The sequence below is a fragment of the Maccoyibacter intestinihominis genome, assembly GCF_040096355.1.
GTDB classification, from domain to species: domain Bacteria; phylum Bacillota; class Clostridia; order Lachnospirales; family Lachnospiraceae; genus Maccoyibacter; species Maccoyibacter intestinihominis.
The window spans coordinates 245644-271837 of the sequence record NZ_JBBMEX010000002.1; the positions used below are offsets into that span (position 1 = coordinate 245644).

The 26194-nt window shown below is 31.8% G+C and carries 28 protein-coding genes; 26 read left to right on the top strand and 2 right to left on the bottom strand.

Annotated elements, in window-relative coordinates; genetic code table 11:
• Positions 1-28: 28 nt before the first annotated feature.
• From WMO43_RS03120 to WMO43_RS03180, 13 genes are all read left to right on the top strand, one after another.
• Entirely contained in the window at positions 29-910 is an 882-nt protein-coding gene (locus WMO43_RS03120; RefSeq protein ID WP_118340014.1) for an ABC transporter ATP-binding protein, read from the top strand.
• Positions 907-1680, top strand: coding sequence for a hypothetical protein (locus WMO43_RS03125; RefSeq protein WP_118340016.1), 774 nt, complete (start codon positions 907-909; stop codon positions 1678-1680). The genes WMO43_RS03120 and WMO43_RS03125 overlap by 4 nt, the downstream gene beginning before the upstream one ends.
• 13 nt (positions 1681-1693) lie before the next feature.
• Entirely contained in the window at positions 1694-2914 is a 1221-nt protein-coding gene (locus WMO43_RS03130; RefSeq protein ID WP_195956093.1) for a radical SAM/SPASM domain-containing protein, read from the top strand.
• A 203-nt stretch (positions 2915-3117) separates the two neighbouring features.
• Positions 3118-3711 (top strand): CPBP family intramembrane glutamic endopeptidase, encoded by a 594-nt coding sequence (locus tag WMO43_RS03135; RefSeq protein WP_118340020.1) that lies wholly within the window; start codon positions 3118-3120, stop codon positions 3709-3711.
• 15 nt (positions 3712-3726) lie between these two features.
• Positions 3727-4176, top strand: a complete 450-nt coding sequence (locus tag WMO43_RS03140) for a hypothetical protein (protein WP_118340022.1) — start codon at positions 3727-3729, stop codon at positions 4174-4176.
• Positions 4154-5902 (top strand): ABC transporter ATP-binding protein, encoded by a 1749-nt coding sequence (locus WMO43_RS03145; RefSeq protein WP_118340024.1) that lies wholly within the window; start codon positions 4154-4156, stop codon positions 5900-5902. Before WMO43_RS03140 ends, WMO43_RS03145 begins: the two co-directional genes overlap by 23 nt.
• Positions 5903-6261: 359 nt before the next feature.
• Positions 6262-6918: a hypothetical protein gene (locus tag WMO43_RS03150; RefSeq protein ID WP_118340028.1), complete on the top strand. Its 657-nt coding sequence runs from the start codon at positions 6262-6264 to the stop codon at positions 6916-6918.
• A gap of 442 nt (positions 6919-7360) precedes the next feature.
• Entirely contained in the window at positions 7361-7690 is a 330-nt protein-coding gene (locus WMO43_RS03155; protein WP_117689876.1) for a winged helix-turn-helix domain-containing protein, read from the top strand.
• A 59-nt stretch (positions 7691-7749) separates the two neighbouring features.
• Positions 7750-8247 (top strand): hypothetical protein, encoded by a 498-nt coding sequence (locus tag WMO43_RS03160; RefSeq protein ID WP_118340032.1) that lies wholly within the window; start codon positions 7750-7752, stop codon positions 8245-8247.
• Between the two features lie 93 nt (positions 8248-8340).
• Positions 8341-8505: a helix-turn-helix domain-containing protein gene (locus tag WMO43_RS03165; RefSeq protein WP_081019425.1), complete on the top strand. Its 165-nt coding sequence runs from the start codon at positions 8341-8343 to the stop codon at positions 8503-8505.
• A gap of 354 nt (positions 8506-8859) precedes the next feature.
• Positions 8860-9063 carry a plantaricin C family lantibiotic gene (locus tag WMO43_RS03170; RefSeq protein WP_055056069.1) on the top strand — a complete coding sequence of 68 codons (204 nt, stop codon included), beginning with the start codon at positions 8860-8862 and terminating at the stop codon, positions 9061-9063.
• A 100-nt stretch (positions 9064-9163) separates the two neighbouring features.
• Positions 9164-12301 (top strand): type 2 lanthipeptide synthetase LanM family protein, encoded by a 3138-nt coding sequence (locus WMO43_RS03175; protein ID WP_147417366.1) that lies wholly within the window; start codon positions 9164-9166, stop codon positions 12299-12301.
• A 70-nt stretch (positions 12302-12371) separates the two neighbouring features.
• On the top strand, positions 12372-14474 hold the full coding sequence (locus WMO43_RS03180) for a peptidase domain-containing ABC transporter (protein ID WP_055056067.1): 2103 nt from the start codon (positions 12372-12374) through the stop codon (positions 14472-14474).
• A gap of 39 nt (positions 14475-14513) precedes the next feature.
• Here WMO43_RS03180 and WMO43_RS03185 read toward each other — a convergent pair whose 3' ends face one another.
• Both WMO43_RS03185 and WMO43_RS03190 read right to left on the bottom strand, forming a co-directional pair.
• A complete protein-coding gene (locus tag WMO43_RS03185) occupies positions 14514-15908 on the bottom strand; it encodes a sensor histidine kinase (protein WP_117689881.1) in 1395 nt (464 codons plus the stop codon).
• Positions 15908-16600 (bottom strand): response regulator transcription factor, encoded by a 693-nt coding sequence (locus WMO43_RS03190; protein WP_055056065.1) that lies wholly within the window; start codon positions 16598-16600, stop codon positions 15908-15910. Before WMO43_RS03190 ends, WMO43_RS03185 begins: the two co-directional genes overlap by 1 nt.
• Before the next feature lie 163 nt (positions 16601-16763).
• Between WMO43_RS03190 and WMO43_RS03195 the strand changes: the two genes are divergently transcribed.
• The 13 genes from WMO43_RS03195 to vanR all read left to right on the top strand — a co-directional run bounded on the left by WMO43_RS03195 (position 16764) and on the right by vanR (position 26188).
• Positions 16764-17687, top strand: a complete 924-nt coding sequence (locus WMO43_RS03195; protein WP_055056064.1) for an ABC transporter ATP-binding protein — start codon at positions 16764-16766, stop codon at positions 17685-17687.
• Positions 17680-18465 carry an ABC transporter permease gene (locus tag WMO43_RS03200; protein ID WP_117689883.1) on the top strand — a complete coding sequence of 262 codons (786 nt, stop codon included), beginning with the start codon at positions 17680-17682 and terminating at the stop codon, positions 18463-18465. Before WMO43_RS03195 ends, WMO43_RS03200 begins: the two co-directional genes overlap by 8 nt.
• 2 nt (positions 18466-18467) lie before the next feature.
• Positions 18468-19250, top strand: a complete 783-nt coding sequence (locus WMO43_RS03205; RefSeq protein ID WP_117689884.1) for an ABC transporter permease — start codon at positions 18468-18470, stop codon at positions 19248-19250.
• Between the two features lie 27 nt (positions 19251-19277).
• Positions 19278-19703, top strand: a complete 426-nt coding sequence (locus WMO43_RS03210; protein WP_117467776.1) for a hypothetical protein — start codon at positions 19278-19280, stop codon at positions 19701-19703.
• 233 nt (positions 19704-19936) lie between these two features.
• On the top strand, positions 19937-20599 hold the full coding sequence (locus WMO43_RS03215; RefSeq protein WP_117689885.1) for a DUF6973 domain-containing protein: 663 nt from the start codon (positions 19937-19939) through the stop codon (positions 20597-20599).
• Positions 20600-20734: 135 nt separating this feature from the next.
• Positions 20735-21109 (top strand): helix-turn-helix domain-containing protein, encoded by a 375-nt coding sequence (locus WMO43_RS03220; RefSeq protein ID WP_055056059.1) that lies wholly within the window; start codon positions 20735-20737, stop codon positions 21107-21109.
• Positions 21110-21838 carry a LytR/AlgR family response regulator transcription factor gene (locus WMO43_RS03225; protein ID WP_353529923.1) on the top strand — a complete coding sequence of 243 codons (729 nt, stop codon included), beginning with the start codon at positions 21110-21112 and terminating at the stop codon, positions 21836-21838.
• Positions 21825-23135 (top strand): sensor histidine kinase, encoded by a 1311-nt coding sequence (locus tag WMO43_RS03230; RefSeq protein ID WP_117689886.1) that lies wholly within the window; start codon positions 21825-21827, stop codon positions 23133-23135. Before WMO43_RS03225 ends, WMO43_RS03230 begins: the two co-directional genes overlap by 14 nt.
• 98 nt (positions 23136-23233) lie before the next feature.
• Entirely contained in the window at positions 23234-23647 is a 414-nt protein-coding gene (locus WMO43_RS03235) for a hypothetical protein (RefSeq protein ID WP_026648511.1), read from the top strand.
• A gap of 141 nt (positions 23648-23788) precedes the next feature.
• Positions 23789-23938, top strand: coding sequence for a cyclic lactone autoinducer peptide (locus WMO43_RS03240; RefSeq protein ID WP_118340036.1), 150 nt, complete (start codon positions 23789-23791; stop codon positions 23936-23938).
• A gap of 4 nt (positions 23939-23942) precedes the next feature.
• On the top strand, positions 23943-24524 hold the full coding sequence (locus WMO43_RS03245) for an accessory gene regulator ArgB-like protein (protein WP_117689887.1): 582 nt from the start codon (positions 23943-23945) through the stop codon (positions 24522-24524).
• 223 nt (positions 24525-24747) lie between these two features.
• A complete protein-coding gene (locus tag WMO43_RS03250; protein ID WP_055056056.1) occupies positions 24748-24990 on the top strand; it encodes a hypothetical protein in 243 nt (80 codons plus the stop codon).
• 502 nt (positions 24991-25492) lie between these two features.
• Positions 25493-26188, top strand: a complete 696-nt coding sequence (gene vanR, locus WMO43_RS03255) for a VanR-ABDEGLN family response regulator transcription factor (protein WP_055056055.1) — start codon at positions 25493-25495, stop codon at positions 26186-26188.
• Positions 26189-26194 lie beyond the last annotated feature (6 nt).

Consider the following 26194-nt stretch of genomic DNA (forward strand, 5'->3'; position numbering starts at 1 on the left):
ATCAAAACAAAGAAAGACGGTGGTCATAATGAATGAGGCACTTTCGATTGATAATTTGACAAAAAAATATAAAAACAAAATAGCATTGGATGATTTTTCCATGAAAATAATGCCAGGAGAGATAGTGGCACTTATAGGTGAAAATGGTGCAGGAAAGACAACATTATTAAATTCTATTTGTGGCTTCATTAGACCTACTTCTGGAAGTATATCTTTTAAAGGAATATCTAGTGAAAAGGAAAAAACATTAGATAAAATAGGAGTTTTAATCGAGCCTAGTTTTTTGGATTATTTGACAGCCGAAGAGAATTTACAGTATCTATCAATATTATCAGAAGACAAGAAAAATAGTACTTTAATAGAAAGTCTATTGCAGAAGACAGAACTTTCTGATAGCAAAAAAAAGAAAGTGAAAACATTCTCTTTTGGCATGAAACAGAGATTGGGATTGTGTCAAAGCCTGTTAACAGATGTGGAATTATTGATATTTGATGAACCATTTGTAGGATTAGATCCGGTTGGAAAGGAATTATTTAAAAAGGTAATTTTAGATAAGGCGCATCAAGAAAAAATCCCCGTTTTATTTTCGAGTCATGATTTAGATGATGTGGAAGAAGTATGTGACAGAGTTGTGATGGTTCGAAAAGGAAAAAAGGTTTTGGATCAGAAATTAGTGAGAGAAAAGACTTTTATTTTAAAAATTGATGGAAATATAAGCACAGAAGAGAAAAAAAAGTTGGAGTTACAAGATCCCACTATACTTTGTGAAAAAGATTGTATTTTTTTTAAAAATGAAAAAAATATTGTTGATATTCAAAGAATATTATTACAAGAGGGGCATTATATCGTGGGAATGTCAATTCAAAATAATAATTTGAAAAAATTATTTTTGGCGGAGGAAACGATATGATAAATAGAAAGCAGGTAGTTTACAAAACAGAATTATATAAATTGTATAAAAGAAAAGATACATGGATTTTTTTAACAGTGATTTTAGTTCCGATTTTATATAGTGTAGGAATTGCAAGTGGTTCAGAAATAGTTTCTTATAGCGGAAATGGAAATATTACAGCAATCAATTTTATATCGGCGATGTTTCAAATGGCTCAATCCATGTTTATTTTTAATATTATTTTAGTTGCCATTACAAGTAGAACATTAGGGACTGAAATTGAAGATAAAAGTTTACGGATTTATTTGAATAAAGTAGGTGATAGAAAAAAAATCTATATAGAAAAAGTAAAGGCATTAAGCGTGTATGCTGGTGTGATTAGTGTATTATTAGTAGTTGTAGGATTGTTTTGTTATTATTTTATAATGAATGATAAAACTCCAATTGTAAATGGAGCGTTGTATGATGAAAGAATTTCAATAGAAATTATACAGATTATTACCATATATCTTTTTTGGGTAATAACAATTTTTATCATTATGATGTTATCCATAAAGTATAGATTAGTAGTCTGCTTGGGGATTTATATGATAGGCTACATTGGGATGAATTTACTTTCTTATACGAAAGTGTTTAAATATTTTTCCCCATTGTATTATATCAATACTTTTACAATGATGGAAAAAGTAGTATGGACGCAGGTTTTAATAGGAGCAATTTATTTTTCTATTATAGCAGTTTTTACCACTTATTTTGGAATTAGAGAATTTAGAAACAAAGATATTTAATTTGGAGGAAGATATGGACTGGTTGGGTAATAATGTAAAGACATTCAAAGTCAAAGGAATAACTATTATAGCAAATCGAAATAATGGAATGGTAATTGGATTAGACAGGGAAGGGGAAGAAGTCGTAGATTTATTAAAGAGCAATCTTATAGAGATTTCTTCACTATCTGATAACCAGAAAGAACTTTATAAGGTCTTGGAAGAAAATGATTTTTTGAAAAGCTGTTACAAGGAAATAAAAGGTATTGACTCAGTATATTTACATGTCAATTCTGCGTGTAATTTACATTGTCTTGGATGCTATTCTTATGTAGAAAATCGGAATACAAGAAATGAATTAAGTTTTGATGAATGGAAATGTGTCATTGATGATTTATCATTACTTGGAGTGAAAAATATTGTAATTTCAGGTGGAGAACCATTTCTGAGAAAAGACTTACGAGAAATTTGTAAATATATTAAAGAAACAGTAAATGGAAGCTTAGAAGTTATATCAAATGGAACGATGAACATCTCTGATTATGAAGTGGTTTTGCCGTATATTGATGCACTTAACATATCAATTGATGGATATGATGACAAAACATCATTTATAAGAGATAAAGGTATTATGAAACGTGTGTTAGATACGGTAGAAAGACTAAAAGAAAAGATACCGATTAAATTGATTGTAACATTACATAAGAAGAATGTTCCATTCATGAAAGAATATGAAAATTTAGCAAAAAAATTGGGTGTATTTATGAGTTTCAGTATATTTACAGTGGATTTTAGCGAAAAGATTTTTGAAGATTATAAATTCAGCGAGGATGATTTTGTTATTGTCGGTGATAACATTACAGAGTCAGAAAATGGAACTACAATTTTAGATACACCTACAGATGTGGTTGGCATTACATATCGGGAAGGTTGTGGCTTTGGAAAGAAAACGATTAGTATAGCATATAACGGAGACATTTATCCGTGCCATATGCTACATTGCCAAGAATGTAAAATGGGAAATATAAAACATGGCAGGTTAAAGGATATTATTGATGAGTCTGATTTTGAAGGAAATAATATATTATTAGATGATATAGAAGAGTGTGGAATTTGTGAATACAAAAATTTATGTGGTGGAGCATGTAGGGGACGAGCATATCTATTTACAGGCGATATGAAAAAAAGAGATCCTTATTGCTTAGCAGCAAAACGATTTTATGATAATCTTTTTGCACAATATACAAGTATATAGTTTTTATAATTATATAAATTTCTGAGAAAGGAGGACGTAAGTATGATCTTTAAGAGTGGGAAAGCAAATGCAGGTTGCTGGTCTTTTGGTCCTGTATTAGGATTATGTGCAGGATACGGAAATAAAAAGGGCTGGTAAGAATTATGACAGCAAGAGGAGGGGGAGGTTAAACTTCCCCTTTTTCTTATTAGGAGATATAAGTTATGGATAAAAAAGAAAAATTACTTATAGAAATAGTTTGTATTATTGTTCTGAGTAACTTTTTATGTATGTTTTGCTTTTTATTCTTAAATTTGGCTTTTCAAGGAAATATGGAGGAGCTGGCAAGTATTTTGTCACTCGTTATCAGTTTTGTGATTATGCCATTTTATGTACTAAAAAAGCAACATAATATTAAAATCTCAGAAATAGGAATAGCAAAAATTGGTATAACAGATAGTATTTTTTTAATTAGCGCTGTGATTTTTAGTGTTTTCTTATTTATAACAAAAGGAAACTTGAAGATTTTTACTGAAGTTGTAAGTCAACAACTATTTGTTAGTATATCTGAAGAAATTTTAATGAGAGGAATTATTTTTTACTTATTATCACAGTTGTTTCGTAAAAAATATTATGTGGTTATTGTCAGTGCTATAATTTTTGGGTTTGCACTACATACGGGAGGAGATTTCTTAAGTAATTTAGTGTATAGATTTCCAGCAGGCATAATACTTGCTGTATTAAGGATATATACAAAAAAATTATACCCGCCTATGGTGGTACACTTTATGTATAATTTGTGGTGCATATATTTGTAAAGAGAGGTAGAAAAGATGAGGAAAAATATTATTTTATGGATTTTAGAAATTGCATTAGGAGTATTAGGGAGCATAGCAGTATTTTGGGGATATTCATCAATGAACATTTTTACACTATATGGAGTACTGTTTGTACCAGGATTACTAACAGCAGCCGTATATTTATATTTAATTAAAAGTAAGAAAGTAAGTAAATTACGTGGGAATAGTTTATACATTTCAAGTATGATATTTTCGCTTATTGCAACGCTGGTATTTGGAGTAGTTGATGTCGTTTTACGATCTAAGAATGATATGTATGAAACTATTATAGCAAATACAAGAAATGTATTAGATGGAGAATATTTGATTATAAAAGGAAATAGTAATTTAATGGACTATATCTTTATCTTTGTATTTATTTTTCTGATATTCTGGTTTATAGGAAAAGGGAATAAGATAGATGAAAAACGAATTGAATGTTAAAAAGTTTTGGGAATTGTTAAGAAAATACCTGCCACTTAAAAAAAACATAGGTATATTGCTATTTTTAATATTTAGTCAAGTTTTTTGTACATTATATATGCCTATAGCAGTAATGAATACTATAGATATTAGTAGTGGAAATTATTATGAGTGGAAAAAAATTTGTTGGATTGCTTTTATTATTTTGCTACAAGTAATATTTTCGGTAGGAGTGTTGTATTTGATGTCTTGGATGGCTCATAAAATTATTATGCAATTGCGTGATGATTTATGGAGTAAAGTTTTGCATTTACCAATTGAATATTTCGATAGAACAGAAACAGGCGAAATAATGAGCAGGATAACAAACGATACTATGGTAATTAGTGAGTTTATAACGAATGATTTTTTGAGTGCAATTACAGGTGCTATATCTATAATAGGCTCTATAATTTTAATTTTTGCAGTTGATTGGAAAATGGCAGCAATTATGGTTGGATTAGTTCCAATAACAGTTTTTGCAATTAGTCCTTTAAATAAAAAATTATATAGGATTTCAAGAGATTTTCAAAATAAGACAGGAGAATATCAGGCGAGAATGAACAATGTTTTAACTAATATTCGGTTAGTGAAAACATGTATAGCTGAAGAAAAAGAAGAAGAAAGAGGAAAATTATTAACGAAAGAGTTATTTAATATAGGTATTAAAGGTGGAAAGATAACTGCTTTAGTTCAACCTTTAACAACAATGTTGATCTTCCTTTTACTAATTCTTATATTTGGATATGGAAGTGTGAGAGTATCAAATGGGAGTTTATCGGCGGGAAGCCTTGTTGCAATTATATATTATCTTTTCCAAATTGCAACACCTTGTATGGGATTGACGGCATTTGTAGGTCAATTGAATAGAAGCTGTGGTGCGATGGAAAGAATTAGTAAAATTTTAAATGAAGAAATCGTGGAGAAAAAGATTAAAAAAGAGATTATAATTTCCGATCAAAAATGCAATTGTGGATTAGTATTAGATAATATTTCTTTTCGGTATTCAGATAGAAAGAATACTCTTTGCAGTATCAGTTTTTTCATTGAAAAAGGAGAGACTTTAGCAATTGTTGGAGAAAGCGGATCTGGAAAATCTACTATTTTTTCACTGATAGAGAGATTTTATGAACAAGACAAAGGGAATATTTATTATGAAGGAATAGATGTTAGGAATATACCTATGAATGATTGGAGAGGAAAAATAGCATACGTTCAACAGGAATCACCAATTATGTCAGGAACTATTTTAGATAATTTAACTTATGGGCTTGATAGCTATAATGAAAAAAATGTATTAAGTGCTTTAGAAAAGGCAGAGTTGAATAGATTTATTAGTTCATTGCCAAAGGGGTATAATACAGACGTTGGTGAACAAGGTGTTAAACTGTCGGGAGGACAAAAACAAAGAATTGCTATAGCACGTGCGATGATTAGAAACCCAGAAATATTGCTACTAGATGAGGCAACCGCAAATTTAGATAGTTGTACTGAAAAATCTGTTCAACGAGCATTAGAACGATTGATGTTGGGGAGAATAACTATAGTTGCAGCTCACAGATTTTCGACAATAAAATGTGCAGATAAAATTGTTGTATTACAAAAGGGAAGAATATGTGGAAGCGGAACACATGAAGAATTATTTAATAATAATGATATATATAGAAGACTGTTGTTAAATCAGATAAATGATGAGATAAAAATATAAATTGAATTTGGATGCAGTAATTATTTTAGAAAAGAAGGTGATTCCGATGTTCTAATTGATTATATAGACTAAAAGTATGAGGGAGGCGAAAGCTTTGAAAGAATATTTTAAGATTAAGGAATTGTTTATTGTAATAGGGATCGTAATGTGTATTCCATATATTCCATTAACCCAAAAGATAGAGAAAAATTTATTATTGTTAGGTTTTCCATATAAATTTTATTCTATCCATATAAATACTCAACAAATTATATCTATTCATTTTTCAATAGGCAATTTTCTTTTAAATATTATAATTATATATACGTTTTATATATTGTTTTTAAAATGCTACCGCAAAATATACAGGAGGTATAAAAATGAAGAATAAGAATATAAAAAAAGTAATTGGTATTATTATGATATTATGTACAATGTTTTTAGTGACTATTCCAGTATATGCTTCAAATGATGAAAATCAGTTTGAGCCAAACAAATATATTGAGCAAGAACTTAATACTTGGGCAGAAGCAAATGGAGTTGGGGTTGTTTTTGAAAATGTTTATATCTCACCTAGCAGGAGCGATATGAGCGTGGAAGAAATAGAAAAATCAGTAAAATCATATGTTAAAATGATGAAGAATGCTATGCAGAATATGGAGGTGAAACTTATAGAGCGCTCTAATATGGCAAGGGCAACAGGATCTTATACTGCAAGCGTAGAAAGTATGATTCCTGCAATCGGTTGGGGGTATATTAAACAAGATTTTACAGCTAATGTAAGTTCTTCTCGGATTTCAAGCGTTTCACTAGTAGGCAGTTCCTATGATACAGGTTTTACACTCGGCAGTTGGGAACCTAATTATTCTTGGACGGATATATCAAGCAATAAACAATTTGTACAAATTCACATGAAAGGTACTATTAATTATTTATGGGAAGGTTTGAATATATCAAAAGATTGTACATTTTTAGATACTTTTAAAGCCAGTGGTAGTAGCTTGGTTGAGTCTTCTTATTTGGATTGGCCAGATTAAAATTTATTTAAAAATAGTTTATAGTGATATGATATCTTTTTTGCCGTCAGCCTTTTGCAGGCTGACGGTATTTGAATGATTCAGTGCAGGAATTAGCAGAGTGTATCAAGCAACTGCTGGATATTTGTGAGAGGGCAGTAACAAGGACACTGGATATAGAAAATGATTATCGTACTATGCGGGCGGAACTGCAGAGCAATATCCGAAATCCGCTAAGCTGCATAAAAACAAGTTGCTTTCTAATTCAATTCACTTACAGAAAAGGAAAATATCCAATCTGAAAAGCTCCAGGAGTATCTTCAAATTATAGAAAGCAGCGGAGGATATAGAGAGTGCATTAAAATAACTGATAATTGAAGAAGTGCTGGACGGGGATTTTTCGTCCAGTATTTCTTTCTGGAATGAGAAAAGTTGAATTTACAAATCAAGAGGAGGCATACACATGAAGTATGTTTTTCCAGAATATAAAGAGAATGTAGTGTTGGGCAACGGGAAATTACAGTTAAATCCAATGTCCTATCAGGTTATCTACGAAGGAAAGGAGATAGACCTGACACCCAGGGAATTTGAAGTTTTATATCTACTGGCTTTAAAGCCAAACTGGGTAATGCCAAAGACAAATATTTATCATTCTGTATGGGGTATTCATTATCATGATGATCAGATACCATACAGAACAGTAGAATATGTGATATGGAAGATAAGAAAAAAGATGGGGCATGATATTATCGAAACGTTGGTCAATGTGGGGTATCGGTTGAAAAAGTTATAGTTTTTGGGAGATATAATTGAGATGAAATAGTATGTTATTATTAATGGAGGATTTATTACATGAACGGAAATAAGAAAAGTGCAAAACAGTATCACCAATCTGTAATTACTGCTTTAGAGAAAAAAGTAAATGACATGAAAGATTCCGCTTATTCAGGATTGTATAGTGAAATAGCATTTATCATTGGAATAGCAGTTATCATGATAGATACCTTTTTTCCACCAGAGGAAACGAAAGTTAATTGTGTATGGAAAATAATACTGATAGCTGTATCTATAGTCTGTATGCTTTATTTCGCCAAAAAAGTGAAAACAGTGAATGAAGTGGAAGAAGAGAAAAAGTTTTGGCCGAACTTTTTTATTCAATGGGCAACAAGTTTAGGATATATAAACATGCCTGTAGCTGCGATAGCTATTTTGGTAACCTTTGATAAGGGCAAAGCATGGACATTATTTATGATGGGAGTTGCTGTAATTCTGACAGGTTTAACTTTAATAGAAGCACTTGTAAAAACTTCTAAAATTTTAAAAAAAGAAAATGTTGGTAAGCGGAAATAAGATTGATTAAAAAAATTGAGGTAAAAGGTAGACGGTGTATTTGATATTATTTACATCTTTTTGTTGAAATTTGATAATCATTTTTGGTGATGAATATTACATCATTATTATTCCAATCTGCTGGAAAATACAGATAAAAGGATTATGGATATTTATCTTGAATTCGGATTTGAAAGCCAAAGGACGTTTAACCAGGCGTTTCAGCAGAAGTATGGGAGGACACCTAGCAAATATCGAAAAATATGGTGGGATAATTGAATATTATGAGAGTTGCAGAGAATATATAGGGAAATATTATTTGCGGTTTGAAAGAATTTGGAGCGGATATGCGATTTAGCGCATATCCGCTTTTGACATTGTAGAAAAGATTTTTGTTTTGAACGGTTACGTTGGTAGACAGTAATATTTTTATATGGAAGATGTGAAAAAATAAAACTATTAATATTCTAACAAAAATTACATAGACAGTCGATTTTATTACATGAATAAAATTTCAAGAAATAAAAGGTGTATTATCTAAAATGTAAGGAACAGAAGAAAATAATTCAACCATTTCAATTTAGAATTAGTATCTGTACTGTACAAAATTGATTTATGAAAGGAGAAATAATTATGAGTGAAATGAGAAATCCTATTACAAGAGAAGAAAACTTTAGCAATCCGGCTGGTAACGTTATGATGGAGCTGCAGGAAGCAGATTTAAACAAATTTGTAGCAGGAGCTGGTGAAACCAGAAATTCCGGCGGAGTTTTATGTACAAGTACAGCAGAATGCTATTTTGGTACTTTGCTGAAACCTTGCTGCCCTAAGAAATAAACACAGGTGTTGATAAAGAGGGTAAGCGTTAATTGAAGTTTGTGCAGTACAGATACGAATTGTGAGTTGAAATGGAAAGCAGAATGGGGTGTTTAAGAACATGAATACTGAGAGAGCATCATATTTTACAGAAAGAAGTTATACAACATCAGAAGCAGAAAATAAAAAAGATATATTTGAATATTGGAAAAAGATTTTAGGAGAAGATACATTAAGAGTTGCTGAGAAATGTTATGGTATTGATTTAGTAAAAGTTTTAAATTCTGAAAATTATGTATGTGAAAACAATCACGTGATGTCAGAAATGGAAAAGGTAAAAATAGAATTATTTGAAAAACCAATCAATTATAACTATTCCGGATTCAAAGGAGAAAAATTGGCATTTGATAATTTTTTTATACCTTTAATCAATTACGGAATAGACATATTAAAAAATGGAACAAGTCTTTTTTGGACGGATTCTATTATAGATACATACGCAAATACCTTATTAGAGAGATTAGGGAAGATCAGTCTTGGAATATTAATGTTTGAAATGTATCTTTGTAAGAAGACGGGAAAACTGAATGGAAGAAATTCAGAGGAAGAATACGATTATTATAATAATAATTTTTTAAGTAAGAAATCGTATAAACAGGAGCTTTTCAATATATATCCATGTTTACTACGTTCAGTTACAGAAACCGTAGAAAACTTATCTTCTTATTATGTACTTTTATTAGAAAGACTTAATAAAGATAAAAATGAAATTGCGAATAAATTTTGTGGAGGTTTAGAATTTAAAAATGTAGTTGAAATAAGTTCTAATATCTCGGATTCTCATAAAAAAGGGAATGGGGTAAGTATTCTTAAGTTGGATAATGGCACTAAAATTGTGTATAAACCACGTTCGTTAAAAATTGAAAAAGTGTATTTCGATTTTCTGGGAAAGATAAATGCTGGTTGTAAATATGAGATGTATGAACCAAAAATATTAGATTGTCAGGAGTATGGTTGGGAGGAATTTGTATATTATAAAAGTTGTAAAACAGAGGATGAAATCAGACGGTATTTTTATAGATTTGGAATATTGATTTTCGGTAGTTATATTCTTAATACAAATGATTTACATGAAGAAAATGTGATTGCCGCAGGAGAATATCCAATTATTATAGATGCAGAAACTATACTAGATAACCGTAGAAGAGGGAGAACAAATTCTGCAAAGGAGGAAATAAATTATATCCTTCATGAGTCAGTATTATACTCAGGTTTATTGCCACACTATAGGTTTTCAAATTTGGGCCAAGGCGTAGATATGAGTGCAATTAAAGGTAGTGAGGGAAAGGAATATCCTATAGTTATTCCTAAAATAGCGGATTTATGTACTTCAAATATGAGATTTGTATATGAACATCCTACAACTGGAGTAAATCAAAATCTTGTTAAATTAGATGGAGAAAATGTATCAGCATTTCATTATCTAAAAGAAATAAATGCAGGATTTGAAGATGCGTATAAATATGTTTTGGAGAATAAAGAAAAGTTTCTTGAATATGCCGACATGTTTGGTAATTTAAATATTCGCCATTTAGTTCAGGATACCCAAAGATATTCTATGTTATTACACACATCTTTTCATCCGGATTTTATGCAAGATGGAAGAGATAGACAAATGTTTTTGTGTAGTTTATTTAAACAGTATGAAGCTACACAAGGAGATAAAGGTGTTGTGAAATGTGAGATAAAAGACATGTTAAACATGGACATTCCATATTTTTATCTCAATACATCAGGTAAATCTCTTTTCGGATCAGAAGGTGAGAAAATCGAAGACTATTTTGAATATACCAGTTTGGAACACTTAAAGAAAAAGATAGTATTGTTAGATGAAGATGATTTAAAAAGGCAATTAATGTTCATGAATATTATTCTGACAGAGATAAACGAATTTCAGGTTGAGGATAAAAAGATAGAGCTTCAACAAATGAAAATGATTCCGCACAGAGAAAAAAATAAGGCTCATCTGTTAAAAGCTGTTCAGAAATTGGCTGATTCTCTTATAAAAACTGCTGTTTTTAATAAAGATAGAACAGAAGTTAATTGGATTGGTGTTACTCTAATAGGAAATGAAGATGACTGCTCATGGGATATAAGACCACTTGGTACCTATTTATATGAAGGAATGTCTGGGCTAGCAATTTTCTTTAACGCATTGTATGCTGTTGATCCCCAAAAGGAGTACCTTATTATACGCAATGCGATTGAAAAGGAATTATTTACATACACAGATGAGATGTGTGAACGAAATGAGGGAATAGAAAATGAAAGCAGTGGCGCCTTTGGTGGAGAAGCGTCTATAATGTACACTTATGAGGTACTGTATAAAATTACAAATAAAGAAAAATATTTGGATTATGCAAAAAAGCACTATAAAATATTAAAGAAAGCGATTACCAGAGATAACAGTTTTGATCTTGTCTATGGTAATGCAGGCGCAGTTATTACATTGATCAATATGTATCAGCTAACTGGAAATAAAGAGTATATCGCTTCGGCAGAAATAGCAGGAGATATAATAGTAAATGCTCAGGAAAAGGAAGGCTCTATTAAAGGCGGATGGAATGGAGATGGAAGAACTTCGCCGTTAGCGGGATTTTCACATGGAGCATCTGGAATAGTTTTAGCACTGGCAAAACTATGGCAGGTGACTCAGAAAGAGGAGTATTTATTATCACTGCTCGATGGCATTAAATTTGAAAATTCTTTATTTGTGAAAGAAAAAGGAAATTGGAAAGACGAAAGGGTATATGCAGGAGAAAAAGCATCTGATGGAGGAAGTTTTACCGTTGCTTGGTGTCATGGCGCTGCAGGCATATTGCTTAGCCGATCTAAAGTAAATGTCATATTGAATGGGCGGTATTCGGATTTGATAGAAAATGATATAAAAGTAGCAGTGAATACAATATTAAAAGAGGGAATTTTAGGAAACAATTGTCTATGTCATGGTAATTTAGGTAATACAGAAATTTTATTTGAATATTTAAAAGACCATTCAGATAAAAAGATAGAAAAATATTATGTAGATATTCGTGATATTATTGCTGAGAATGTATGTAATGGTGTATTTGATTGCGATAATGCGTATCTATATGGATATAAATTGCAAGGATTTATGACAGGACTATGTGGCATGGGATATTCTTTGCTGCGAGATATAAAAAAAGATTTACCTTGTGTAATTGCTCTGGAAGTCTAAAATGATAGTATTGGAAATAATAGAATTTATTATTTCCAATACTAATTTATTATACTAGGGAGGTGTATTTATGCACAAAAAAAGTGTGCCATTGATTCGCCAGATGGGGACAACAGACTGTGGTATAGCAGCATTGACAATGATCTTCCAATATTATAAATATAAGATAGATATTAGTGAATTAAAAGCTACAACAAGTATTGGAAGAAATGGTATGTCTTTAGCAAAAATGAAAGAAATTACGGAAGAACATAATTTTTCATTCAAGGCGTATGGAAACTACGAAACCGAAGAAAATTTGATAAAATGTTTACCGATTATCATGTGTTCAAAAGAAAATCATTATGTTGTAGTTGCGGAGAAAAAATATGGGAAATATATACTTTTAGATCCTTTAAAAGGAAAAGAAAAGGTTGATTATTCATATATTAAAAAGAATTTTTTAGATGTACTTGTATGTGTTCGACCAACAGAAAAGAATTATAAACGTGAGAAACGTGAGTCTTTTCTTATACCTATAAATAAAAGCAAATTATTTCTGGCAAGTATTCTAACGTTGGTTACACAGGGAATTATATTGATTCCACCGCTCATTATAAAAAAAATAGTCAATGAAATAACGTATGATACATTAGGCTTCAATTTTGTAAAATATGCGTTACTGATATTATCAGTGGCATTAAGTTATTTACTTGCAAATTTAGCTAAAAAAAGGGTAATACTTATTTTACAGAATAATATATACAAAGATACTATATTTTTAATGCTGAATAAAATATTTGATATTGATTTAAGTTATTTTGAAAGCCATTCATCAGGAGATATTGAAAATCGCTTTAATAGTGTCAGTGATATATACGAATTTATATCAACAGCTCTAATTTCAACAGTGATAGATGTGGTTACTGCTGTTTTTTGCGGAATAATGATGATAACACAGTCAATACCATTGTTTGCAGTTATAATAGTAATGACTGTTATACAGATAACAATAGTAATGATTTTAAATCAAAAAGCTAGAATAAAGGTTAAAAATTATATTGCAGATCAGAGTGCATTACAGGCACGAATGGTAGAAACTTTGACTAATATCCAGCAAATAAGGTGCATGAGAATAGAGAATATGCTGAGTGATAGTCTGAAACAGGATTATAAGCATTTAATTAAGAGATTACGTGAGCGTGTACAAATAAGTGATATTATGGAGTCGGTGGTGGGGGCTTTTTCAATAGCTTCTTCATTGATACTTTACGTTATAGGAGGATACTTGGTTTGTGATAATAGGTTGGAATTAGGAACGTTAATAGCCTTTGTCACACTTGCCGGATATTTTACAGGTCCATTTCAAACTCTATCTTTGGTGGTACCTCAAATTAATGTTTTAAAGGAAACAATGATTCGTTTAAAAGAGTTAATGAATTATAAATCTAACCGTAAAAATGGTACTCAGCATATTAATTCATTTGAGTCTATGGAAATGCAGCAAGTAACATTTTCTTACTATGGAAGCACGAAGCCAGATGTAGAGAATGTTAGTATGATGCTAAAAAAGGGGGAGAAGATAGCATTTGTAGGAAGTTCAGGAAGTGGAAAGACTACAATTACAAAATTATTATTGAACGTCTTTTCTCATTATCAAGGACAAATTTTAGTAAACGGGGAAGATATAAAACAAATATGCAAAGAGGATATAGATCGGATATTTGCCATAGTTACTCAGGTTCCAATGGCAATGAATGGAACAATTAGAGAAAACGTGGATATTACAAATACGTTGACAGATGAGGAAATATATCATTATTTAGATTTAGTAGAACTGAAAGATGATATAGAAAAATTCCCATTGGGACTTAATACATTTGTGGGAGAAAATGGACAGAACATTTCAGGAGGACAAAAACAGCGTATTGCTATAGCAAGAGCATTGGCACTGAAACCGGAAGTTATTATTTTTGATGAAGCCACAAGCAACTTAGATCCTCTTACAGAACGAAGAATATGTAATAATTTGAAACAACTACATATTACCCAGATTGTAGTTACACATAGACTGAATGCCATACAAGATGCTGATACAATATACGTAGTTGAAAAAGGAAAAATAATTGAATCCGGAACACATGTGGAACTACTTCAGTTAAAGGGCGCATATTATGATAGTGTAAATAATTAAGAACAGGTGAAAGTCAGATAATGGCTTTCACCTGTTCTTTTAAGAGATCTTTTCTTCATACGGATCAATATGTTCAATAGGTATCTCTAATATGACCTTTAAGCCATGAGGAAGTATATTTTCATATTTGATATTTCCGTTATGGGCGGTTAATATTTGGTAAACCAATTTTAGACCAAATCCATGAACAGACTCCCCATTTGAATTGTACATATTATTAGGAAAAATACCACTATTCATTTTTTCTATTTGTGTAGAAGTCATACCGCCACCATTATCAATGACGGAAATAATACAGGTATCATTTTCTTTTAAAATTTCAACTGTTATTTCACAACCATGAGGATTATGATTAATACAATTTTGAATTAGATTGCTTAGCATTCTTGAAAAAAGTTCCGTATCTCCTTTGATCAATACTGGAATCGTATCAGATGATGAATGAAAATCAAAAGAATATTTGTTGTCTATTGGTCCATTCATAAAGCCAATGATTACTTGGCGGGCAATTTCCACAGGAGAAAAACTGGTTTTTATTAAAGGCTGCATAGAGTATTCTAGTCTTGAAGTTAAATTTAAATCTGCGATTAGGCTACGGAGTTTTTCGCTTTGTTTACGAATTATACTTGCTTGTAGTTGTACAGGTTGCGAAGCATCTTCATTTTTTTCGATTTCAGAAGCATATCCCAAAATAATAGAAAGAGGTGTCCGGACATCATGCGAAACACCATTAATCCATTCGGCACGCGCCTGTTCTTTTTGTAGAAGATGTTTTCCAGCCTTATTTAGTTCAGCATTTATACTTGAAAGTTCACCTGTTTCTGAAAGGGTAATGGGTTTTCCCTGAGCAATAGAGTCAATACCGTCAATGATTGGCACTATAGATTTTTCTATTTTATGTGTATTACGCCAGAATAATATAAATATCAGTAATATATTAAAACAAATCATTAAAAAGATACCGACTATTAGGCTGTGAATATAATTAATATCTATTGAAAAATTGTATTTTGTTATACTATTAGGTTCGCACCCGATAACCAATAAGCCGGCAGAATGTTCTTGGATAAAAACAGGATATTCTTGTAAGTACCACCGACTAAACTTGGCTATTTGTAAATTTGAATAGGTTCTTGGCAATTCTTCGGGTAAAAATTTTTCCCAAATGACATTTCCTTGTTCGTTTAAAATCATCGCCCAGGCACTTTTATTTTTTAGAATATTTTCTATATAATCAGTAGAAGAAATTGTTCCATCTACATTGAGCGTGATATTTTTGCTAATGGTTTGGACGGGTATATCTGGATCAGTAGAATTATTCCATGCCATGAGTAAAGTCCCACATATTAAAATAATATTTAGTACAAAAAATAAAATCAATATAATAAGGGTGGAAAGAAGATATTTTTTAAAAAAACGCTTGGCAAGCTTCATTATTTTACTCCTTTCACTAGCAATTTATATCCTAGCCCCTTAACTGTTAGCAGTGAAACAGGAGAAGAAGGATTTTTTTCGATTTTTTCTCGAAGATGCCGAATGTGTGTCATGAGGGTAGTTTCATACCCTTGCCACATTTCACCACAAGCAGTTTGGCAAAGAGTTCCTATTGTTACAATGTGATTGGCATTATCTACAAGTTTTAATAATATATTGTATTCTTTAGCAGTCAAAGGAATAATTTTATTTTCACGATGTATTTCTGCCTTATCAATATCTATAAAAGAATTTTCTAATTCTATAATTCGTTTCTCTGTAGGATAACTTCTTTTTAAAATAGCTTGAACACGTAACAATAGTTCTTTAGGCAAAAATGGTTTGATTAAATAATCATCTGCTCCCAATTCAAAACCAGAAAAACGATCTTCGGCTGCATCTTTGGCGGTCAGCATAAGAACCGGAAGTTTACTGAGGGCTCTGATTTCTTGCAATACCTCAAATCCGTCCATACCAGGTAACATAACATCAAGAATAACCATGTCAGGTAGAGTTTCTCTTATTATTTGTAAAGCCATTTCTCCAGATGTTGCGGTCATTATTTTTGTATAGCCTGCTCTTTCAAATATTGTTTTAATAAGGGTGAGTAGTTCTTGTTCATCATCAACGATAAGTATAAATTTATCATACATATATTTTTATCTCCTAAAATTTTATAGTTTAAATTATTATACATCTTGTGGAAAAAGAAGTATAGAGAAAGAGGAAAATCTCAAGGTTACCTCAAGGTTACTTCAAGGAAATCTCAATGTAGTTGGTATATAATTACAGTATAAAAAAAGGAGGTATAAAAAAATGAGTGAATATATTATTCAAACCAATAATTTAACAAAACAGTATGGAGAGCAAAAGAGTGTTTCTGCAATGAACTTGCATGTGAAAAAAGGAAGAATTTATGGACTGTTGGGACGTAATGGAGCAGGAAAAACGACTACAATGAAAATGCTGTTAGGATTAACAAAACCGACATCGGGAAACATAAAAATATTTGGGAAAAGTATGGAAACCAATAGTAAAGATATTTTACCGCATATAGGTAGTTTAATAGAATCACCAGGATTTTATCCTAATTTGACTGGGACTGAAAATCTTCGTATTTTTGCGGAGCTTAGAGGATTAAATAAAAGTAAGTGTGTAAGAGATGCTTTGGAAGTTGTCGGTTTGCCCTATCGTGATAAAAAGTTATTTGCGGAATATTCACTTGGGATGAAACAACGACTGGCCATTGCATTGGCAGTTATGCACAATCCCAATTTGCTGATATTAGATGAGCCTATTAATGGTTTGGATCCTATAGGTATTGCAGAGGTACGTTCGTTTATTAGAGAGTTATGTGATGTTCAGGGAAAAACTATTTTGATTTCTAGTCACATATTATCAGAGATAGAATTACTGGCAGATGATATAGGGATTATTGATAAGGGAATTTTACTTGAAGAAGAAAGTATGAAAGAATTGGCGAAAAAAAATAGTCGCTATGTCAATTTTATGGTATCGGATAGCCAGCGCGCAGCGGAAATTTTAAGAAAAGAATTTGAATGTGATGATTTTCAAATATGTGATAAAAATAGACTTCAATTATATAATACAACAATCCCTAGATCAGAAATTACTTATGTTTTTGTAAAGCAAGGATTGGAAATTACAGAAGTTCATTTATGCGAAGAAACATTGGAAGATTATTTTAAAAGGGTGACCGGAGGTGAAGGAATTGCTTAAATTAGTTAAGGTTGAATTTCAAAAACTGAAAAGAAAAAAGTTTATTCTTTTAGTAACTTTAGCTGCATTTATGTTTCCGCTTCCATTGGCTTATTTAATGACAACACCAGCTATGATGGAGCAATATATTGATAAAGCGGACGCATTTGACGGACTATTTAATATGGTATTGGGGTATGGAATCCAATTTTTATTACCCTGTATTATCGGAGTAGTAGCTGCTATGTTGTTTTTTATTGAACGTGATAATGATACATTTAAAAATATTAAAACAATCCCACTATCCAGTACGCAAGTAGTTACAGCAAAAATTATAGTGCTATTTATTATAGGCGTTGTATTTTGCATAGCATCAACGGTAGCAACAGTTCTGGTTGGTATGTTTACGTTAGATGTATACGGTTTAGGATACAAAATATTTCTGGCGGTTGAAACAGGAATATTTATTACCGCAGGAACATTACCATTGATTGTTATAGTGGTATTTTTTAGTCGTACTTATGTTTTCTCTGTTTTATTATGTATTTTTTATAGCGTTTTAAATATGAGTGCAACAGCACTTTTCGATGCATTACCAAAGACAATATTATGGTTACTTCCTACGCCGCTTACAACATTTTGGAGTGCTGGAGATATGAAAAGACATGGAATTAATATGAACCTTGTACAAATGAATGGATTAATTCCTTCAACTTTTCAAGTAATATTAATTCTTGGGATTATGGCAGGAATTTCAATACTATTAATTGACTGTTTGTACAAGAAAAGGGGGGAATAAAATTGAGGACTATTGTAAAAACAGAATTATTGAAATTAAAACGTTATCATATTATATGGGCGGGGATAGCTCTTATGCTACTCTCTGTTCTATTGACACTTTTTACTTCTATGGCTAATGATGGATCTGTATGGGATTTTCGATACTTAATAGAGCAGGTAATCAAAAATAATATGTCAATGATTTTCCCAATGTGCATAGCTTTGATTGCTGGATATATTATATCGCGGGAAGAAAAAGACGATGTTTTGAAGAATATTATTACCATTCCAATTTCATTTAAAAAGTTGTTGGTAGGAAAACTTATTGTATGTGCAATGTTATCAATATTATTTGGGCTTATTTGTACGATATTTACGTTAATTGCAGAGTGTATAGTTGGTTTTCCTGGATTTACAGTAAATTTGGTAATCCAAGGGCTAGTACAAATAACATTGGAAAATTTACTTTTGTATCTAGCGGTATTACCAATTATTGTTATAACAAGCAGACTATCAGGCGGCTTTATGATAGGTGTCATTGTTGCTTTTGTGTATGGATATGGAGGTATGTTTGCAGCAGGAAATATGACATTGGCTAATATATATCCTATTACTGCAAGTCTGGGATTAATTGGGTATAGAAGTTATGATACATCCGTACAATGGAGTTTTCCATTGTGTTTATGTAGCTTGATAATTATTGTCGCTATTTCTGTAATTTTAGTCGCAACAATGAAAGAAAAGGAGAACAAAAAAACTCGTACAAAAACAAAAAAAGTCAAACCAAAGAAAGGGTGGTTATAAGTGAAAAAAAGTTGTTTCTTTATTCTAATGTTTTGCTTGTTATTGTCTGGGTGTTCAAAAGAGGAGGTGTTGGAAAAATATAATGCAGTAGTCGAAAAGGTGGGAGAAGTACAATTAACCAATGATATAAACCTGCAAGGGAAAAGAGATTATGGGGAAGATTATTATACGGGGACATATCAAGCAGAGTACAAAAAATTTTCTGATACAGAATATCTTTTTGGAGGAACAACAATAGAAAGAGCGGCAGGGAAGCAGGTTGAATTGTTTTGTAACCTAGAAATAACAAAAGGAGAAGCTGAAATATTCATTATTTCTGGTAGCAATGAACCTAAAACTTTAATAAAAACAACAGGTACTTATGAAAATACAATAACATTACCAGATGGCAGTAATTATATCGGGATTGTAGGTAATGATTTTTCAGGAACAGTAAAAATAGAAGTGAAATAAAGATAGAAAATGCTAAAAATGGGTAAATTTGGAAGATACAGGTTTGGTTGCATTTTACTGTGGTAAAAAGTATATGAAGAGTGGAATGGCGGTTGTTTAATACTGCCATTCTTTTTTTTGAAAATGCCTCTATGGGAATTATTACACAGGGAATCGAAAAAATTACATGTAGATGGGATAGTACATTAAATATGGTAAAATATAATCATAATATGAGATCGGAGGTATATTCTATGAAGAAACTATTTAAAGTATTCAGCCTAATGCTGGTGGTGATAATGGCTTTTCCATTCTCTGTTATGGCAAGCGAAAATGACCAGCAAAGAAGTGATTTGATTGGTGCAGAAGAAAGGGATTTTGAAAAATTGATTGCAGAAATCCAGAACATTAAGGCTACTCACCCAGATTATTCAGAAGAAATGCTCATGTCTTTTTTGGAAGCCAATCATCAAGATGTGGAAAGGGGGATTATAGATATTTGGAATGCGCTTACAGATTCAGAAAAGAAACTATGTATTCGTTATCCTTTTGATGCCCTAAAGGTAAATAAAGCAAAAAATATTGCTACTTCGCAGACAGAGGCAAAATTTGGGACAAATGGTTTAGGAAATAGAAGTGATGCTTTTCGTCATGGAATTTGGAATGCTGAAATGACTGTTTTAATAGGAAAAGAAAGAGCAGAGTTATTTGCAACTGCTCATGAAGACAAAGATGTTACAGGAACAGAATCAGACGGATATCCAAAAACAGCACATAGAGATATGGACTTACATAACAATGAAGTGGGAAGAGAAATAGGAGAAAAAAATAAAGAAGCTTCTGAAAGTGAAATGGCGGATATTATTTATCAGGAAATATATTCCGCAACAACATCATTTATATGGCTACATGAATAAGATTTGAGCAGTGCGATTGCACTGCTCGTCTTCGTATTTTGCATATTTTGCGTAATTGATTACTTCTATTATTTGTATCGCTATGAATGAAATAGGGTAGCATGATAGTACAACATGATTAAGAGGTAGGCAATTATGGAAAGTCGTATTAAACAATTACGTGAGAAAAGAGGGTTAATACAGGAAATCCTTGCAGTAGAATTAGGGATAACACAGCAAATGTTGAGTAAGTACGAAAGAGATGTTACGTTAATAAAAGTAGATATTCTGAAAAAGATTGCTGCTTACTTCAATGTAACAACAGATTATTTGCTGGGAGTTTCAGATGTAAAAAGAGATTTGAATGGGCAGATGAAAATGAACGAAGTACTAGACGAATATTACGATTTAGTGGAAGTGTATAAAGAGTTAGATCCATGTGATCAGGAGATGATTTGGTCAATTATACAAATAGTAAAAAAAACGAGTGAGAAGAAAAAATCAGCAAACATGCAGAAGAGAGTGGAGTGAATGTTAAATATAGCAATTTGTGATGATGATATTCAAATAACTGGAAAAATCGAAAGACTTCTCCAGGATATAGCTAAAAGAAATTTTGTTGATACTGAAATAGAAGTATTCTGGAATGGAAAGAGTTTAGCAGATGCTATCGCAGCAGGTGAGAGGTATGATGTTATTTATCTGGATATAGAAATGGATAAAGAAGATGGTATTTCGGCAGTTAGAAGAATTAGAACATACGATAAAAATGTGCGAATTATTTATGTTACGAGCCATGAAAGTTATATGAGGGAATCCTTTGAGGTAAGACCGTTTCAGTTTCTTGTAAAACCTGTAACAGATAAAATAATGGAAAAGTGCTTTAAGTCGGTATATGAAGACATTAATAGTGAAGATTTTTATTTTCGCTATAGTTATCAACGTATGAATCATAAAGTACCAATCAAGGATATTTTATATTTTGAAAGCAACAAACGAAAAATATTTATTGTAACGGAACAAGAAATCCTTGAACTGTACGGAAAACTTAATGAGATTGAAGAAACCCTTAAAACATGTAAAATTTCTTTTTTGCGAGTTCATCAGTCTTTTCTGGTGAATTATAAACATATATCCGGACAATCTTATGATTCTGTAGTAATGGATAATGGACAAAAAATTTCAATCAGTGAAGACCGGAGAAAGATAATTAGTGAACAATATTGTTCTATGGAGGATACGTTTTATGTGGACGAATAGGGTATTAATGTGTGGGATAGATATATTGCTTTGCCTTTGGGCAGTATATTTATTCTTTTTTTATTTCGATATATTTTTTGCTCGTAAGAGAAAAAGGTATTTGTCGGTGATCGGTATAACGCTGTTCGTGATTTGGCAATTTGGAATAACAACGATTATTAGTTTTCCTGCCTACATCAATATTGCTGTGACGATTATGTTTACGTTTTTGGCAGTTATGATGACTTATGAAGGTAGATGGTGGAACAAAGGTGTATTTGTAATTACCTTTAATGCGATTTGGATGTTGATGGAAACCCTGTGCAACTATATTTTGCTAACATACTGCCCTCAATATGCTGCAGTTCGCCAAGTAGGCTCTTTCGTTTCAAAAATATTTTTTAATGCAGTAATTCTTGCATTAAAGAAAGTGTTCACAGATGATGATATTAAGGAATTGCCGGTCAGATACAGTATTTTACTTGTGTTGATCCCAACAGGAAGCATTTATATCATGAACAATATATTTATGCTTGGATTTGCAAATAATAATGGACGTACTCGTATAAACTCTACATTTACTGTACTTATTTTACTTGGTATGAACATATTGATATTTTATGTCTATATGAAGTTGGCTGATGATTTGCGGTTAAGGAGAATGGCAGCAGTATATGAACAGCAACTGGAATTATGCGAACGTCATCAGCAAGAAAGAGAACTTTCAATGTTGCAGTTGCGGGATATAAAACACAATATGAAGAATAATCTTATTTCCATTCTTGCTTATGCAGAAAATAAAGAATATGAAAAAATGACAGGTTTTATTGAAGAAATTATGGGAGAGGGCGGTATGGTGATTGCCTCAATATCGAATAGTGGGAATATTGTGATTGATTCACTTATTGGATATTGGTATGTAACTGCCCAAAACAAAAGAATAATTTTTAAAACGGATATTTGTATTCCGATGATAATGCCTTTTAAAGGAGCTGATCTGAGTCTGATATTGGGAAATTTACTGGAAAATGCAGTGGAAGCAGCAGAGAAGGTTGAAGAAAATAGATATATAAATGTCAAAATGAAATTTGATAAAAATAATCTATTATTGTTCGTAGACAATAGTTATAAAGGGAAGCTGTTAAAAACAAGAGATAACCGCTTGAAATCTACAAAGTCAGATGCAGAAAATCATGGAGTAGGTTTAGCCTCTGTGTATCGGGCAGTAGCAAAATATCATGGATCAGTGGTAATAGAGGATTCAGAACCAGGAAAATTTAAAATTCGGATAGTCTTATATAGTAATGTGCAGGAATAATTACATGAACACTCGAAATAATTACATAAAAAATAATGAGAAAGGAAAGAATGGTAAAATGGAAAGATAAATTTGGTATGCGGTATGGGGACTGATATATGGATAGCGTGAAAATATTGCTGTTTAGTGATGATGAGAAACTGTATAACAGTACTGAAAGGATTATTGGGAAAAAACACCAATTAAAATGGTGTACTTATCAACAGTTGGAAAACAATAGATATCCAACGGCAGATGTTGTGATTTTCCATTTTACTAAAGAGATAATAGAGAGGGAAAGGGCATTTGCGGCTATTATAAAAATAAAAGGGAGTTTGGGGCATTTAACGCCTATTCTTGCTATTAGCGAAGGGGGATCAATACAGGATATTTTTTCTATACTGAAAGCAGGAGCTTACGATTATATAGAAACAATAGATAACACACGAAAATATAAGAAAAAGATAGAGAACCTGATTTTATGGAATTGGTATATAAAAAAACATACATCAGCAAAAAAGAGGCAATGTTGAGAAAGAACCGGAGAAACATTGCTTCTTTTTTGCTGCCTTTTTGGGAAAAATTACATCAATACTCGGTTTTTTTACAAGAGAACCGAATGGGAGATTTTTTGTAGTAATGTATTGGTAAACAAATGAAAGGAGATTTTAATTATGAAATCTAAAAATTTAAAAAATCAGCCAGCAAAAGTATTAGCAAATTTATCTCTGAAACTTGGTAAAATGTCAGCGGACAGTGCTTGCTGTTATATTTATCATCAGCCAAAGATGCCAGCAGCATTGAAAAAAATGAAGAAACTTTAATTTCATGGGAAGATTATCGGAAAAAATAACAAGATACGTTATTGATGCCGGTGCAGTTTCAGAGGAATTGTATGCAGTATATCAATATGGATTTCAGATTGGATTAGAGATGTTAATTTGCCTATTCGTCTGTATGAGTATAGCGATATACTTGCATACAATCCCAGAATTCCTTGTGTCTACAGGTGTTTTTATGTTTTTAAGAACCTATGCTGGTGGTGTACATCTGAATAGCTTTAAGGCTTGTTTTATATGCTCTGTTACTGTTCAAGTTATGATTTTGCAAATTAATAACAAATATCCATTAGAGCTGTTTGTGGCTTGGGGGATTATTTTGGTCAGTTCCATTTGTATATGGAAACTTTCTCCTGTAGAAAACATTAACCATGAGTTGAAAAAAGAAGAAAAGGAACATTGCCGAAAAGTAACAGGTAAAATACTAGGAGCTATTTTCATTGCTGCTGGCTGTTGTACAGCTTTAGGTATGAAAAAATATTTATCCTTGATTGCGTTGACAGCGTTGACCGTTTTTATATCACAATGTATCGGCATCATAAAGTATAAAGTTGAAAAAGAGAAAAATTAGCGGGAATGATAAAATATTATTGTTTCCGCGTTTTTTATTTAAAATGGTAAAACTGTACAGAAATATAGAAAAGACTGTTGTGGGAGGAAAAGATGCAGAATATTTTTTCGGAATACAAAGATACCATAATTGTTGTTGACCTCATGAATCATCAAACAACTGATTTACTTGCCTGTCTCTGAATTAACCTGTATACTGCCATCAGCATACAAAAGGAAAGCGTGTGAAGAAACAGTTAGTCATCCGTCAACGCATCGATATGCACTGTACAGGATGTAAGCAAGAGATATTTACAACCAAGGCATTGGATGAGATCCATAAGGCATCTGCAGGAATCCCACGGATGATCAACCGTGTCTGTGAAAAAGCTTTGATGTATGCGTTTCAAAATCAGAAACGATTGATCGATGATTATATGATCAAGTTCGTTGTGGAACACGAGATGCTTAGGATGGTAACTTCATAAAGCAGGTACCGCCTGGAAACAGGCGGTATTGCCTAACTGACTGGTGACAGAAAGTTAACCAAACGAGCGTCAACTGATGTGAGCAATCTTGTGACATCTCATGAAATCACTAACACATAATATTGAGAAAAGAAAGGGAAAACTTTAGCTTGCTTTTATACCTTTTAGCTTAAAAATCAATTTTAGAAGGATGCCGCGGCTGACAGTCAGCATAAAATTGCTTTGAAAGATAATGGACATGGGATAACAAGATAGAGAAAAAATTATAGAGGAAATTAAGATAGATGTTGACTTGTACAAAAAACATCTGGTAAGTAATAGAGCTTTATATAACGATATCAAGAATTCTTAATAGGATTATAATTAAATAGCACGAAAAGGCAGAAGTGTTTGTATATATAAAAGTTCTTATGAAAATCTTAATAGTTTTTAATGAAAATCATAATGAATAAATAAAGGAAATTTGTTATAATTCAAATTATGGAAAGAGGGTGATGATGGTATGTGCGAAAAAATATTAGTTATAGATGATGAGAAGGATATAGCAAATTTACTGGAAGTTTATTTGCAAAATGAAAATTACATTGTTTATAAATATTACTGTGCTAAAGATGCAATACCTTGTATTGAAAAGGGCGATATAGATCTTGCTATTCTTGATATTATGCTCCCGGATATAAATGGTTTTTCCTTATGTCAGCGTATTCGTGAAAAATATACTTACCCCATTATTATGCTAACTGCCAAAATTGAGGAAACAGATAAAATTACTGGACTTACATTAGGTGCCGATGATTATGTGACAAAGCCATTTCGTCCTTTGGAAGTGGTTGCCAGAGTAAAAGCCCAGCTACGACGCTACAAAAAATATTCATCCGTTACAAGTGAAGAAGGAATAAAGCCAGAACTTTCATACAATAAATTACGATTGAACGTGCAGACACATGAATGTCTATTGGATGGTGAGAATGTGTCGCTGACTCCGACCGAGTTTTCAATTCTTAATGTTTTGTTGGAAAATGCCGGGACGGTTGTAAGCATTGAATATTTATTTCATGCAGTATGGAAAGAGGAATATTATTCAAAAAATAGCAGCACTATCACAGTGCATATCCGACATTTGCGTGAAAAATTAAAAGATACTTCTGATACCCCGAAATATATCAAAACAATTTGGGGAGTAGGTTATAAAATCTGAAAGGAG